This window comes from Flavobacterium sp. 90 (assembly GCF_004339525.1).
Lineage (GTDB): Bacteria > Bacteroidota > Bacteroidia > Flavobacteriales > Flavobacteriaceae > Flavobacterium.
This window is the reverse complement of sequence record NZ_SMGE01000001.1, coordinates 363,881-377,036: the sequence shown is the minus strand read 5'-3', so window position 1 is coordinate 377,036 and position 13,156 is coordinate 363,881. Positions and strand designations below refer to the sequence as shown.

At 32.7% G+C, this 13,156-nt stretch carries 16 protein-coding genes; 9 read left to right on the top strand and 7 right to left on the bottom strand.

All coding sequences use genetic code 11. The annotated features are described in order from the left end of the window. The first annotated feature begins 148 nt into the window (after window positions 1–148). From tnpA to C8C83_RS01535, 8 genes are all read left to right on the top strand, one after another. Window positions 149–610 carry an IS200/IS605 family transposase gene (gene tnpA / locus C8C83_RS01570; protein WP_121326128.1) on the top strand — a complete coding sequence of 154 codons (462 nt, stop codon included), beginning with the start codon at window positions 149–151 and terminating at the stop codon, window positions 608–610. A gap of 34 nt (window positions 611–644) precedes the next feature. Next, the gene (locus C8C83_RS01565; RefSeq protein ID WP_121326127.1) at window positions 645–1,550 is read left to right on the top strand and encodes an archaemetzincin; all 906 of its coding nucleotides are present in this window, start codon (window positions 645–647) and stop codon (window positions 1,548–1,550) included. 7 nt (window positions 1,551–1,557) lie between these two features. After that, window positions 1,558–2,085 (top strand): NAD(P)H-dependent oxidoreductase, encoded by a 528-nt coding sequence (locus C8C83_RS01560; RefSeq protein ID WP_121326126.1) that lies wholly within the window; start codon window positions 1,558–1,560, stop codon window positions 2,083–2,085. A 28-nt stretch (window positions 2,086–2,113) separates the two neighbouring features. Next, window positions 2,114–2,977, top strand: coding sequence for a sugar phosphate isomerase/epimerase (locus tag C8C83_RS01555; protein ID WP_121326125.1), 864 nt, complete (start codon window positions 2,114–2,116; stop codon window positions 2,975–2,977). Between the two features lie 51 nt (window positions 2,978–3,028). Further along, window positions 3,029–3,376: a cupin domain-containing protein gene (locus tag C8C83_RS01550; RefSeq protein WP_121326124.1), complete on the top strand. Its 348-nt coding sequence runs from the start codon at window positions 3,029–3,031 to the stop codon at window positions 3,374–3,376. A 257-nt stretch (window positions 3,377–3,633) separates the two neighbouring features. Beyond that, window positions 3,634–4,770, top strand: coding sequence for an MFS transporter (locus C8C83_RS01545; protein ID WP_233565976.1), 1,137 nt, complete (start codon window positions 3,634–3,636; stop codon window positions 4,768–4,770). 60 nt (window positions 4,771–4,830) lie between these two features. Further along, window positions 4,831–5,763, top strand: a complete 933-nt coding sequence (locus C8C83_RS01540) for a peptidylprolyl isomerase (RefSeq protein ID WP_121326122.1) — start codon at window positions 4,831–4,833, stop codon at window positions 5,761–5,763. A gap of 96 nt (window positions 5,764–5,859) precedes the next feature. Beyond that, window positions 5,860–6,171 (top strand): cytochrome c, encoded by a 312-nt coding sequence (locus tag C8C83_RS01535; RefSeq protein ID WP_121326121.1) that lies wholly within the window; start codon window positions 5,860–5,862, stop codon window positions 6,169–6,171. Between the two features lie 115 nt (window positions 6,172–6,286). Here C8C83_RS01535 and C8C83_RS01530 read toward each other — a convergent pair whose 3' ends face one another. The 3 genes from C8C83_RS01530 to C8C83_RS01520 form a co-directional block, all read right to left on the bottom strand. Continuing rightward, window positions 6,287–6,682, bottom strand: a complete 396-nt coding sequence (locus tag C8C83_RS01530) for a GreA/GreB family elongation factor (protein WP_121326120.1) — start codon at window positions 6,680–6,682, stop codon at window positions 6,287–6,289. A gap of 434 nt (window positions 6,683–7,116) precedes the next feature. After that, on the bottom strand, window positions 7,117–7,674 hold the full coding sequence (locus C8C83_RS01525; protein WP_121326119.1) for a thioredoxin family protein: 558 nt from the start codon (window positions 7,672–7,674) through the stop codon (window positions 7,117–7,119). A 109-nt stretch (window positions 7,675–7,783) separates the two neighbouring features. After that, window positions 7,784–8,677: an alpha/beta hydrolase gene (locus tag C8C83_RS01520; RefSeq protein ID WP_121326118.1), complete on the bottom strand. Its 894-nt coding sequence runs from the start codon at window positions 8,675–8,677 to the stop codon at window positions 7,784–7,786. Window positions 8,678–8,809: 132 nt separating this feature from the next. Here C8C83_RS01520 and C8C83_RS01515 point away from each other — a divergent pair, with 132 nt between their 5' ends. After that, complete coding sequence (locus C8C83_RS01515; protein ID WP_099711301.1) at window positions 8,810–9,145, top strand: tRNA-binding protein; 336 nt, start codon at window positions 8,810–8,812, stop codon at window positions 9,143–9,145. Window positions 9,146–9,355: 210 nt separating this feature from the next. On the opposite strand, the gene C8C83_RS01510 is transcribed toward C8C83_RS01515, so the two are convergent. The 4 genes from C8C83_RS01510 to C8C83_RS01495 all read right to left on the bottom strand — a co-directional run bounded on the left by C8C83_RS01510 (window position 9,356) and on the right by C8C83_RS01495 (window position 13,128). Next, window positions 9,356–9,901 carry an alpha/beta hydrolase gene (locus C8C83_RS01510; protein WP_121326117.1) on the bottom strand — a complete coding sequence of 182 codons (546 nt, stop codon included), beginning with the start codon at window positions 9,899–9,901 and terminating at the stop codon, window positions 9,356–9,358. A gap of 22 nt (window positions 9,902–9,923) precedes the next feature. Further along, window positions 9,924–10,748: an alpha/beta hydrolase gene (locus tag C8C83_RS01505; RefSeq protein ID WP_121329912.1), complete on the bottom strand. Its 825-nt coding sequence runs from the start codon at window positions 10,746–10,748 to the stop codon at window positions 9,924–9,926. A 163-nt stretch (window positions 10,749–10,911) separates the two neighbouring features. Then, on the bottom strand, window positions 10,912–11,280 hold the full coding sequence (locus C8C83_RS01500) for a PUR family DNA/RNA-binding protein (protein WP_055098480.1): 369 nt from the start codon (window positions 11,278–11,280) through the stop codon (window positions 10,912–10,914). A 69-nt stretch (window positions 11,281–11,349) separates the two neighbouring features. Then, entirely contained in the window at window positions 11,350–13,128 is a 1,779-nt protein-coding gene (locus C8C83_RS01495; protein ID WP_132011628.1) for an ABC transporter ATP-binding protein, read from the bottom strand. Window positions 13,129–13,156 lie beyond the last annotated feature (28 nt).

Here is a 13,156-nt window from a genome sequence, read left to right as displayed (position 1 = left end):
TTATAAAAAAAAATATATCTTAGCAATAATTATTGATTATAAAAATTAGGACTTTTCCGAAAATTTAAAATGTTCCGTTAGGAACTAAATGTCGGTAGAAAAAAAAATAATATTTCACACAAAATTGTCCCGTTAGGGACTACACGTTATGGCAAATACATACACTCAAATACACATTCATTTTGTTTTTGCTGTAAAATTTAGGCAAGCAATAATACATAACGATTGGAAAGAAGAACTATATAAATACATTACAGGTATTATCAAAAATAATAATCATAAACTTCTCGCTATAAATGGTGTTTCCGATCATATTCATGTTTTAATTGGAATAAGACCTGCACAATCTATTTCTGATTTGATGAAAAATATCAAACAAGATTCTTCAAAGTGGATTAATACAAGTAAGTTACTAAAATCTCATTTTGAATGGCAAGAAGGATATGGAGCGTTTTCATATAGTAAATCTCAGCTAAATGCGGTAGGTAATTATATTCAGAATCAGGAAGCGCATCATAAAAAGAAAACTTTTAGAGAAGAATATATTGACTTTCTTGAAAAATTTGAAATAGATTATGATGAAAAGTTTATTTTTAAGGAATTAATTTAGAATTGTTTTTTCAATATATTTAACAAAAAAGTATATGAGAAAAATAGCTATTCTTATTTTTATAATATTTTGTTCTTGTAGCAAAGAAAAAACAAAAGTAGCTCCAAGAGTGATTCCAAAAGAAACTCCTGAAGAAGCGCCATATTTTAAGCAAATCAAAAGTAATGATGTTCAATTACCTAAAGCTATTTATGGAGATTGGTTGCATTCTCGTAAAGAAAAAGGGCAAACTTTTGAGCAATATTTCAGGTCCAATCATATCGTTCCAACAAAAGACGCGAATATTATTTACATAAGACCGATTGGGAATTTTACTTCTTTGCAAAAGAAACAAATTCAGCTTACCAATGAATATTTAGAAATTTACTTTCAATTAAGAACAAAAACTTTAGAGCCTATTTCAAATGATGTAGTTCCAAATTCTTCCAGAAGAATGATGTCTGATCATGAACAGTTATTGGCGGGTTATCTTTTAAATGATGTTTTAAAAGAGGAAGAACCAGTAAACAGAATTGCTTTAATGGGACTTTCGGAACTTGATTTGTATCCTAAACCGGAATGGAATTATGTTTTTGGTTTGGCTTCTTATCGTGATAAAGTTGGCGTGAGTTCTATTTACAGATTACAGGACGGGAAATTAACAACTGAAAATTTTAATCTGTGTTTGTCACGATTGCTCAAAATAAGCTCTCACGAAATTGGACATATGTTTGGTTTGCATCATTGTATAAACGCAAATTGTGTTATGAATGGCACCAATAGTATGGATGAAACAGACAGGCATTCGATAAGATTATGTTCTGTTTGTCAACGAAAATTGAATTCCTGTATTCCATATGATAATAAAAAGCGATTAACTGATTTAGAAAAATATTTTAAAAGGAATAACTTACATGACGAATTTGATTTGATGAAAAAAGATCTAGAAGTTATTCAATAAATGAAAAATGGAAAAAGTAAAAATTCTTGCTATAACAGGAAGCACGAGAAATAACTCGAGTAATTATAAAATTCTAAAATTTATTTCAGAACATATTAAAGATTCATTTGAGGTTGAAATTTTCGAAGATTTGGCTGAAATTCCTCATTTTAATCCGGATTTAGATAAAGAGAATCCGCCAAAAGAAGTTGAAGTTTTTAGAAATAAAATTATTTCGGCTGACGGAGTTATAATTTGCACGCCTGAATATGTTTTCAGTTTACCGGGAAGTTTAAAAAATGCTTTAGACTGGTGTGTTTCGACTACTATTTTTTCGAATAAAAATACAGGATTAATAACAGCTTCTGCTTCTGGAGAAATGGCGCACGAACAGTTAATTTTAATAATGAAAACGCTTGAAGCTAAACTAGAAGGGAATACAAAGCTTTTAATACAAGGCATTCGTGGGAAAATTAATGAAGAAGGAAAAATTACAAATGTAGAAACGGATATTGCGCTTCAAAAGTTTATAGCTAATTTCGAAAATCAATTTTAGTAATTAATTTTCTCGTTTCAAATAACATATGGTCACAAGAAGAAACTTTATAATCAACACCAGTTTGGCTGCAACAGCAGTTTTAGCCTTGCCATCATTAGTATTTACTATGGATAAAAAAGAAATAGGTTTACAATTGTACACTTTAAGAGATGAACTTTCTAAAGATGTGAAATCGACCTTAGCAAAAGTTGCAGCTGCAGGATTCACAACTGTTGAAACATATGGTTTTTCTATAAAAGATCAGTTTTGGGGATTGTCTCCAATTGAATTGAAAAAAATACTCGATCAAAACGGACTTAAAGCCGTAAGTGGGCATTATAATTTAGGAAGTTTTTTGGCTGATGGAAACACAACAGAATTGAAAGCAGCAATTGAAGCCGCTACAATTTTGAAAAGTGAATATCTGACAATTCCATGGATTGATGAATCGCTTAGAAAAGATTATATAGTTATTGCAAAACGATTAAATGAAGCGGCTAAAATGTGCCATAAGGCAGGTTTAAAATTGGCGTATCACAATCATGATTTTGAGTTTCAAAAACACGATGGAATTACAGGATATGAAATTTTATTGAAGGAAACTGATAAAGATTTAGTCTATTTTGAGTTAGATTTATATTGGGTTGTTCGCTCTGGAAATGATCCAATTCAATTATTTAAGGAAAATCCAGGACGTTTTAAAATGTGGCATGTAAAAGATATGGACAAATTAAATCCTGCTTTGAACACAGAAATTGGTTCAGGATCAATTGATTTTAAGACCATTTTTAAAGAAGCTAAACAATCGGGAATGAAGCATTTTTTTGTAGAGCAAGAGAATAATTATATTCCTAGTGCTTTTGATTCTATTAAAACAAGTTGTGATTTTATTTCTAAAAATTTACTTTAGAAGCAATCGTTTTAAAACAATATTTTTATACAAATTCAATTAAAAACAGATATGAAGAGTTTCGGAACAAGCAAAGAATTTATAAAAGGAGATGAAATAGAGTGGGAAGTAGTTGGTGAAGGAATCAAACGCAAAATTCTGGCTTTTGATGACAAAGTAATGTTGGTAAATGTTCATTTTGATAAAGGCGGAATTGGTGTTCTACACGAACATTATCATTCTCAGGTAACTTATATTTCCAGTGGAAAATTTGACGTTACGATTAGCGGCGTTACTCAAATGCTGAAAGAAGGCGATAGTTTTTATATTCCGCCTCACGCAATTCATGGAGTGGTTTGTTTAGAAAGTGGTATGCTTACAGATGTTTTTAGCCCTGCAAGAGAAGATTTTTTAAAATAGTTTTAAATAAAAAATCAGTTATAATCCGCGTTTTCGCGATAGCGAATCCGTTTAATCAGCGTCAGTTTTTAGAACACTGATAACGCAGATTTATACTGATTTTATGAAGGTGTAAGGTTTTAGAAATCAAGATAATCTTTAAGAAAAAGATCTAATTAGGTTCCGGATTTGAAAAATTTATAGATTTTTTAAAGTTTTGGTAAAAATTAGATTGGTATTTTTGCAAAATGAATTTATCCAAAACGAATGTCTTATTTATGGCAGCTTGCACTGGACTTATAGTTGCAAATCTGTATTACTGCCAACCCTTGATTGTTTTAATTGCCAACGAATTTAAAATTCCAGAAGCCAGCGCGGGTACCATAACGTATCTAACGCAAGCGGGTTATGCTATTGGTTTATTTTTTATGGTTCCGCTGGGCGATAAAATAGAGCGTAAAAAACAAATTTTAGTAACCACTTTTGCATCTGTAATTGCCTTAATTCTTGCAGCAACCGCAAAAAGTTTCTTTCTGTTGCAAATTGCTTCTTTATTAATTGGAATTACTTCAATCGTTCCGCAGCTTATTTTGCCTTTGGCAGCGTCATTAAGCGCGCCGGAACAACGAGGAAAAGTAGTTGGAACCATTATGAGCGGTTTGCTTGTTGGTATTTTATTATCCAGAACTTTAAGCGGATTCATTGGACAGGTTTTAGGTTGGAGATCGATGTTTTATATCGCTGCCGGAATTTGTTTGTTGATCTTTTTTGTAATTCAAAATAAATTTCCGGTCAATAAACCACAGTTTCAAGGGACTTACGGTCAGTTAATTCAATCGCTTTTTACACTTATCAAAACACAACCAATATTGCGTGAAGCAACAATTATCAATGTGTTTAGTTTTGCACAATTCGGAGCTTTCTGGGTTACGATGGTTTTATTGCTTTCAGGAGCACCTTTTCATTATAGTAGCGCAACAATAGGTTTATTTGGAATTGTTGGTGCTTCAGGGGCTTTAGCAGCGCCTTTGGTTGGGAAACTGGGTGACAAAGGAGGTTCGAGAGTAGCTGTAGGTTACGGTTGTTTATTGATATTACTTAGTTTTATAATTTTTTATTTCTCTATAGAAAGTGTAATCGGAATCGCGATTGGAATTGTATTTATTGATGTAGGAATTCAAGGAGTTCATATTTCAAACCAAACCCGAGTTTACTCGTTACTTCCGGAAGCCAGAAACCGACTTAATACTGTATTTATGTCGTTTAGCTTTTTAGGAACTGCTGCCGGATCTGCTTACGGATTATTATTATGGAAACTTGGCGGATGGCACGCTGTAGCTATTGGATGTGTTGGATTATCATTACTTTCATTCGTAGTTTACGGTCTTACTTATAAATCAAAGTCTAAAAAATAGAAAGCGCAAATTGATATAAAATTAATTTGTAAATTTGCAATCAAATTAAAAATAACAACAATGGAAAACGGAATATACGCTAAATTCAACACTAGTAAAGGTTCGATTTTAGTAAAACTTACACATGATTTAACACCAGGAACCGTAGGGAATTTTGTAGCTCTTGCAGAAGGAAATATGGAAAATAAAGTAAAACCTCAAGGACAAAAATTCTATGATGGATTGACATTTCATAGAGTAATTCCTGATTTTATGATCCAAGGTGGTTGTCCAAAAGGAACTGGAACTGGAGATCCTGGATATAAATTTGATGATGAATTTCACCCAAGTTTAAAACACGATCGTCCGGGAGTTTTAGCAATGGCAAATTCAGGACCTGCAAGTAATGGTTCTCAATTTTACATTACTCACGTTCCAACTTCTTGGTTAGATGGAAAACATACTGTTTTTGGTCACGTAATCGAAGGTCAGGATGTTGTTGATGCTGTTGCTCAAGGGGATAATCTTGACGCTGTAGAAATTATCAGAGTTGGAGAAGAAGCAGAGAAATTTAATGCTATTGAAGCTTTTATCGCTTTAAAAGGTGCTCGTCTAAAAAGAGATGCAGCTTTAAAAGCAGAATCTGAAGCAAAAATGGAGCAATTAGCTGCTGGTTTTGATAAAACTGATAGCGGTTTACGTTATAAAATGATTAATAAAGGTGATGGTAAAAAAGCTGAAGCAGGAAAAACAGTTGCAGTTCACTACGAAGGATCTTTAGAAAACGGAAAAGTTTTTGATTCTTCTTACCCACGTAAAAAACCAATCGAATTTAGATTAGGTCAAGGTCAGGTTATCGAAGGATGGGACGAAGGTATTGCTTTGTTACAAGTTGGAGATAAAGCTCGTTTTGTAATTCCATCTGATTTAGCTTATGGAGCTTCAGGTGCAGGAGGAGTCATTCCACCAAACGCAACTTTGATTTTTGACGTTGAATTAATGGACGTAAAATAAGAAATTTAGATACAATTTAGTATTGTTTTAAATTAGAATCCCATTCGCCATCGCGAATGGGATTTTTTTATATTTACTTAAAAAATAAGTAAAACGATGAAAACAAAAATCTTAATCCTAGCAGCTGTAGTGTTGTTTGTGGTTTCGTGTGGTACTAAAAAAGCGGCTCCAACTACGCCGGCAACTCCAGCGGTAACTCAGGCAGCAAAGCCAACAACATTAACGCCTGAATTGGCAGAAGGAAAAAACTTGTATGAGAACAGTTGTGCAAGATGTCATAAATTGTATGACCCAAAGAAATTTAGTCAAGAAGATTGGAAACCAATTTTAGTAAGAATGCAAAAGAAAGCGAAGTTAGATGATACGCAAATGGCTTCGATATCAAATTATATAACTTCTCAATTATAGGAAGTTGTTTCAGTAGATTCAATAAAACTATTCAGTAAATTTAATTTTATTGGATAGTTTTTTTGTTTAAAATAGAACATAAAAAAACACCTTCACAAATGAGGTGTTTATAAAATTAAGAAATATTTTCAAAAGTATTGCTGACAGCAACTATTTTTAAAGTCTTTATTCCGGCAGGCAATTCCCAGTCAACTTCGTCATTTTCTTTAAATCCAATAATAGCAACGCTTAAAGGTGCCAGAATTGAAATTTTACTTTGTTTTACATCAGCAAATGAAGGTAAAACGATTTGAATTTTCATTTGTTTCTTTGCTTTTACATCTTCAATGGTGACAAAAGAATTGATTCTTACGATCGAATTATCTAATTCGCTTTCTTTACTAATTATTGCACGATCTAATTCTTGCGAAAGCTGATTGGCTTCTTTTGTATTTGTTGAATTTTTACTTTTTAAGATCAATTCTCTCAGGAAATGATAATCTGTTTTGCAGAAAGTAGGTATTGGTTTCATAACGATATGTATTTGTTATTATTATTATTATTATTATTAATTTAATATGTTGATTTTTAATGTTTTTCTTCTTAGCAGACTGATACACGCACAATCATTTTCAAATTGCATTTATTACAATTGAAATTTGAGTAAGTGGTATGTTTTGGAAATTTTGATTGAAAAAACCACGAAATTATTTGAGAGAGGATTTACTCTTTCAAATAAAATAAATGATTAAATTTTGGTAAAAATCCTCCGCCTGAAAGAAGAAATTGAAGTAGACGGAGGCCTAATTAATAAAGGCCTTACTATGTGTAATAAATGCAGCAGTAAGTGGTTTTCTTTTTAGGGAAAACAACAGGATTATTGCTGTAAATATATTTATAGTGCTCACAATGAGAAAATTTGTTGATTTGCAAATATAGGAAAAGTTTTCGGAAAAACCCGAATTTTTACTTCCATTTGATATTACAACCAATGCTTGGTTTTTGAGGACCTTTCAGATTTCGGTTATAAATAAGAGAATCAATGGCGTTTCGCAAATCACTTCCGCTTAACGGAATTCCGTTTCCGGGTCTTGAATCATCCAGTTGGCCACGATAAAATAAGCGATCCTGATGATTGTCGAATAAATAAAAATCCGGAGTACAGGCAGCTTCATAAGCTTTGGCAACTTCCTGAGTTTCGTCAAACAAATAAGGAAAATCTATTTTGTTCTGAAAAGCAAATTCGGTCATCATTTCAGGAGAATCCTGAGGGAATTTCTCTACGTCATTACTGGAAATTGCAATTACACCAAGTCCCTGAACACGATAATCATTGGCAATCATTACAATTTCCTTAATTACATGAAGTACAAAAGGACAATGATTGCAAATGAAAATTACAAGCGTACCTTTTGATCCCTTCAAATCTTCATACGAGTATTCATTATTAGAATTGGTATCTTTTAATTTGAAGCTTGGAGCAATTGTCCCAAGCGGAATCATATTTGAAGGTGTACGTGCCATTTTTACAGAAATAAGTTTTTCAAAAATAACTTTAATATTCTGTAAAAGAAAGTGTACAGGAACAATTATTATCGACTTTCTGGTTTATTAGATTGTTTTAACTTTTTATTTAGGAATTTAAAAACTCTAATAAATCATTATTTAGTTTGTCTTTTTCAGTATAGAACAAACCGTGTGGAGCGCCTTCGTAAACAATAAAAGTACTGTTTTTTATTGCTTTGGCTGTTTTTTCTGAACTGACTTCAATAGGGACATTTTTATCATCGTTTCCGTGAATTATTAATGTTGGTACTTTGATGGTTTGAAGCTCGTCTCTAAAATCGGTATAGTTTAAAGATTCTGCACATTGCAATGTTGCTCTTGGCGAGGCTGCAGCACATAAATTTCGGTAATGCTCTAACAAAGGCGTACTTAAAGGTTTGTTGATGATGTTGACGCCAAAGAATATTTTGCCAAAATTATCCAAAAAGCCAATTCGGTCTTCCTTTATAGACGCAGCTGTTACTTCACTTTTCTCTTTTGGACGACCTTCCGGATTATCATTGGTTTGCAATAAAAATGGAACTACAGACGAAATTAACGCTGCTTTTGTAACGCCTTTTCCGCCATGACGGCTAAAGTAACGCACAACTTCGCCGCCGCCCATTGAGAAACCAACGAGAGTTACATTTTCTAATTGAAGCTGCTCTATAATTTCTTTTAAATCATCTGTCAAAGTATCATAATCATATCCGTCATATGGCTGTGATGATTTACCAAATCCGCGGCGATCGTATGCAATTACACGATAATTATTCTGAACCAGAAAATCGATTTGATATTCCCACATTTCATTCGAAAGTGGCCAGCCATGAATCAAAATTACAGGTTTTCCCTTTCCGTAATCTTTAACGTATAGCTTTACGTTTTTATCGGTTTCAATATATTTATCGGTATTTAATTGCTGAAGATCAAAATCAGAATCTCTAAGAGAATGGCTGTTGTTTATAAGAGTATTTTCCATTTTATATATTTTTTTAGTGTGTCTTCATGAGGTGATATGTAAAATTAGAAGACCGACTAAAAAAACGGTTATAGAATTAGCGGTAATAATTACAAAATTTATAGGTTTGTAAAAGAAAAAATAGTTAAGAAAATGGATTTAACCTGGAGCGAATTTGAAAGAACCGATATGCGTGTCGGAACGATTATAGAAGTAAATGATTTTCCTGAAGCAAGAAAACCGGCGTATCAGCTTACAATTGATTTTGGTGCCGAAATTGGAATCAGAAAATCATCGGCACAAATAACAACACATTACAAAAAAGAAGATTTATTAAACCGACAAATTATATCAGTCGTCAATTTTCCTAAAAAACAAATCGGAAAATTCATGAGTGAATGTCTGGTTCTTGGCGCAATAGGCAAGGAGGGAGACGTAATTTTATTAGCTCCAGATTTTAAAATAGAAAACGGGCTTAGGATTGGGTAGTTTTTAGAGTTCAGTCGCAGTTTTCAGTTTTCAGTTTTGAGTTTTTTGCACTGTTAATTTTTACCGCAAAGCTCGCAAAGATTTTACGCAAGGCTCGCAAAGTTTTATATAAAGCTTTGCGAACTTTGTGTTTACTAAGCGTAATCCTGAACAGAAAACTTTGCGAACTTTGCGGTAAAATTTAACGCCACAATTAGTCATATTTTTAAACTAAGAAATCTTCTCAATTAACTGTTGTAATATCAATTGTCCTTCTTCCCAATATTTTAAATCAGAATCTGAGTTAATGTGTCCTTGCTGTCCGACATTTACAAAATCACTTCCCCATTTTTCGGCAAAATATTGTTTTCTTTCGAAAGAAGCGTAAGGATCATTTTCGCTTGCCACCACTATTGAAGGAAACGGTAGTTTTGAAATTGGCATTGGTGCAAAATTCCTAACCGATTCCGGAGTATGTTGAGGTGAATCTACATCCGCGGGAGCGACTAATAATGCGCCTACAATATATTTGTTATTATTTGCTGCTGCCCAATGCTGAACCAATGAAACCGCCAAACTATGCGCCACCAGAATAGTTGGGCGATCAAGTTTTGCAACTTCTTCGTTTAAACGTTCGATCCATTCTTCGCGAATAGGTTCGTCCCAATTGTCCTGAACTAAACGTGTAGAGTTTTTAAATTTTTTATGCCAAAAAGTTTGCCAGTGTTTTACTCCGGAATTTCCTAATCCGGGTAATATTAATAAGTTAGTTTCCATTGCCGTGGATTTTATTTAGAGATTATTTTTTGTGTTCTTTTATAATTCGGTTTACTTCGTTTACAAGCAACGGAAAACCCGGTTCAGTCATTCCGTGACCGTAACCATCCAATTCATAGAGTTTGGTTTGTTTATGTCCAACCAATTTCATCATGCGTGCCATATAAGCATTTTCTTCATATCGACCCAGCATTTCCAATTCGCGATCTCCTGTAATTAATAAAAGTGGAGGAGCATCGACACGAACATAAAATAAAGGAGCAAAAGCATCAATGGTTGGTGTAGTATCCGGAATTCCGTTTTCTTTTCTAATTTGAAAATGCGTGATACATTGTCCGCTAAACGGAATTAATCCAGCAATTTTATTAGAATCGATTCCTTCTTTCTGAAGCCATTTTTTATCTAATCCAATCATTAAGCCCAAATATCCTCCTGCAGAATGTCCTGAGACGAAGATTAAGGAAGGATCTCCGCCATAAGATGTGATATTGTTAAAAGCCCACGCAACGGCAGCAGCGGCGTCTTCAATGGCTTTTGCGGCTTTTACTTTTGGCGCAAGCCTATAATTAACACCAATAATGGCAAAACCTTTATTTTTTAAAGCTTCGGGAATTTCTTTACTTCCGCCAGTTAATCCACCGCCATGAAACCAAATAATTGTAGCGAAGTTTTTTGTGTTTTTTGGATAATAAATATCCAGAACACAACGTTCATTGATATAACTATCAGACTTATTGGTTGCTGCGTTATAATATTGAATATTAGACTTTGTTTCGTATTCTAAGTTTTGAGAAAATGAAGCAATCCCAATAAAGAATAAAACAAGTAAGAGGATTATTTTTTTCATTTTAAAATTTTGAATTATATTCATTAGTTTTAGAAGGTTTGCATAATCTAAAATCTATCCCGAGGCTTCGGGACTAAAATCTAAAATAATAAATTTATATATAAAAAAAGTCCAAAATGCGGGACATATTGGACTTGTACTTTTTAAAAAAAGTTATATTCGACTAAATATCGTCAAAATCAATATCAGTAAAACTAGTTCTTTGCGTTTCTGGCTTATCAGAACCGTATTCTTTTTTGAAATCTTTTTGGTGTCTTTCAGAAATTACTTCTTCGCCTTTGTGGTTCAAGACATATGAAGTCATTTCTTCTAGTATTTCGGCAAAAGCACTAAAATCTTCTTTGTACAAGTAAATTTTGTGTTTTTTAAAATGAAAAGAACCATCTTCTTCAGTAAATTTTTTACTTTCTGTAATCGTGATATAATAATCATCAGCTTTAGTAGCTCTCACATCAAAGAAATAAGTTCTTCTTCCTGCTCGTAATACTTTAGAAAAAATCTCTTCTTTTTCTAACATGTCATTTTCTCTCATAATACGTTCTATCATTTTTTGGAATTAATAGTACTCAAAAATCATAAAAAATTATCTATTACGCAACATTTAAAGTAATTCTTTTTCCGAAAGTTGTTTTAAATATAACGATGAATAATAGCCTTCTTGATTTATTAATTGATTATGAGAGCCTTGTTGTATGATTCTTCCGTCTTCTAAAATGATTATTTTATCGGCATTTTTAGCCGATGAAACTCGATGACTTACAATAATTGTAGTTTTATCTTTACAAATTTCGAATAAATTGCTTAAAATGGTTTCTTCGGTTTCAGTATCTACTGCAGACAAACAATCGTCGAAAAGTAAAATAGCCGGGTTTTTAATAATCGCACGCGCAATAGATACACGTTGCTTTTGTCCGCCCGAAAGTGTGATTCCTCTCTCTCCTAAAATGGTGTCATATTGTTTATTAAAAGCAATGATATTGTCATGAACCACAGCGCTTTTGGCTGCTTCTTCAACTTCTTCGTCAGTGGCATTTTGATTGCCAAATTTGATATTATTTTTAATAGTATCCGAGAATAAAAAAGCATCCTGAGGTACAATTCCAATGTTGTTTCTTAAGTCGTTTAAGTTTAAAGTACTTATTTCGTTTTGGTCAATTGTAATTTTGCCTTCTGTAACATCGTATAAACGAGAAAGCAATGATAATATTGTAGATTTTCCGGAACCTGTTTTTCCAAGAATTGCCAATGTTTCTCCTTTTTTCACTGTAAAAGTGACATTTTTCAACGCTTCAATATTCGTATCTTCATAAGTATAACTCACATTTTCGAAAGCAATAGAACCTTGAATATCAGAGTGATTTTGATTATTGTTTTTGATTTCAGGTTCAATTTTCAAGAATTCATTTAAACGTTTTTGAGACGCTTCTGCTTCCTGAACCATTGACGAAACCCATCCTAACGAAGCTACAGGCCAGGTTAACATATTTACGTATAAAATAAACTCGGCAATTGTACCAATATTTGCAATCGTTCCGTTGATGTACATTACACCTCCAAAATAAATTACCACAAGATTACTGATTCCGATTAAGGCAATCATTAAAGGTCCAAATAACGATTGTACTTTGGCTAAATCCAAGCTCTTCTTTTTGCTTTCATCGGCAAGAGCCACCATGTTATTCTGATGTTGATTTTCTAATGAATTCGCTTTTATAACACGAATTCCTGAGAATATTTCCTGCGTAAAACTCGAAACTTTTGATAGATATTGCTGAAAAGTAGTGCTTCGTTTATTGATTTCTGAACTTAGTTTAAAAATGCAATACGAAAGAATTGGTAATGGTAAAATGGTGTACAATGTTAATCGTGGCGAAACATTATACATATATATAATAACGATGGCAAAACGGATAAAAGTGTTTATAGTGTACATAACCGCAGGACCAACATACATACGAACCTTTGAAACGTCCTCGCTAATACGATTCATTAAATCTCCGGTACGGTTTTGTTTGTAAAAGTTTTGAGAAAGGTTTTCATATTGTTTGAAAACCTCATTTTTTAAATCAAATTCAATATGACGAGACATTACGATTAAAGTCTGACGCATTAAAAAAGTTAGGAAACCCGCGACAATTGTAGTAGCTATGATTAGCAGTACGTTATGAATTAATCCTTCACGATAAGTGTCAATAATTGCCTGAGATGCTTGATCTGCTTTTGGCAGTTTATCAAACTTCTCAATTGCGTTTAAGGACTTGCTAATTAGTTTTGGAGTAAATAAAGAGAATATTTGTGCGATTATGGTGATTAAAATTCCTAATGAGAAACTATATTTATATTTAATGAAATATTTGTTTAAATAGCTTAATTCTTTCATTTTTTTAAGAGATTCAATGTTGAAATGT

Excerpts from the sequence above, each read along its gene's own strand:
- tnpA (WP_121326128.1), top strand. The coding sequence starts at position 149 with ATGGCAAATACATACACTCAAATACACATTCATTTTGTTTTTGCTGTA.
- C8C83_RS01565 (WP_121326127.1), top strand. The coding sequence starts at position 645 with ATGAGAAAAATAGCTATTCTTATTTTTATAATATTTTGTTCTTGTAGC.
- C8C83_RS01560 (WP_121326126.1), top strand. The coding sequence starts at position 1,558 with ATGGAAAAAGTAAAAATTCTTGCTATAACAGGAAGCACGAGAAATAAC.
- C8C83_RS01555 (WP_121326125.1), top strand. The coding sequence starts at position 2,114 with ATGGTCACAAGAAGAAACTTTATAATCAACACCAGTTTGGCTGCAACA.
- C8C83_RS01550 (WP_121326124.1), top strand. The coding sequence starts at position 3,029 with ATGAAGAGTTTCGGAACAAGCAAAGAATTTATAAAAGGAGATGAAATA.
- C8C83_RS01545 (WP_233565976.1), top strand. The coding sequence starts at position 3,634 with ATGGCAGCTTGCACTGGACTTATAGTTGCAAATCTGTATTACTGCCAA.
- C8C83_RS01540 (WP_121326122.1), top strand. The coding sequence starts at position 4,831 with ATGGAAAACGGAATATACGCTAAATTCAACACTAGTAAAGGTTCGATT.
- C8C83_RS01535 (WP_121326121.1), top strand. The coding sequence starts at position 5,860 with ATGAAAACAAAAATCTTAATCCTAGCAGCTGTAGTGTTGTTTGTGGTT.
- C8C83_RS01530 (WP_121326120.1), bottom strand. The coding sequence starts at position 6,682 with ATGAAACCAATACCTACTTTCTGCAAAACAGATTATCATTTCCTGAGA.
- C8C83_RS01525 (WP_121326119.1), bottom strand. The coding sequence starts at position 7,674 with ATGGCACGTACACCTTCAAATATGATTCCGCTTGGGACAATTGCTCCA.
- C8C83_RS01520 (WP_121326118.1), bottom strand. The coding sequence starts at position 8,677 with ATGGAAAATACTCTTATAAACAACAGCCATTCTCTTAGAGATTCTGAT.
- C8C83_RS01515 (WP_099711301.1), top strand. The coding sequence starts at position 8,810 with ATGGATTTAACCTGGAGCGAATTTGAAAGAACCGATATGCGTGTCGGA.
- C8C83_RS01510 (WP_121326117.1), bottom strand. The coding sequence starts at position 9,901 with ATGGAAACTAACTTATTAATATTACCCGGATTAGGAAATTCCGGAGTA.
- C8C83_RS01505 (WP_121329912.1), bottom strand. The coding sequence starts at position 10,748 with ATGAAAAAAATAATCCTCTTACTTGTTTTATTCTTTATTGGGATTGCT.
- C8C83_RS01500 (WP_055098480.1), bottom strand. The coding sequence starts at position 11,280 with ATGAGAGAAAATGACATGTTAGAAAAAGAAGAGATTTTTTCTAAAGTA.
- C8C83_RS01495 (WP_132011628.1), bottom strand. The coding sequence starts at position 13,128 with ATGAAAGAATTAAGCTATTTAAACAAATATTTCATTAAATATAAATAT.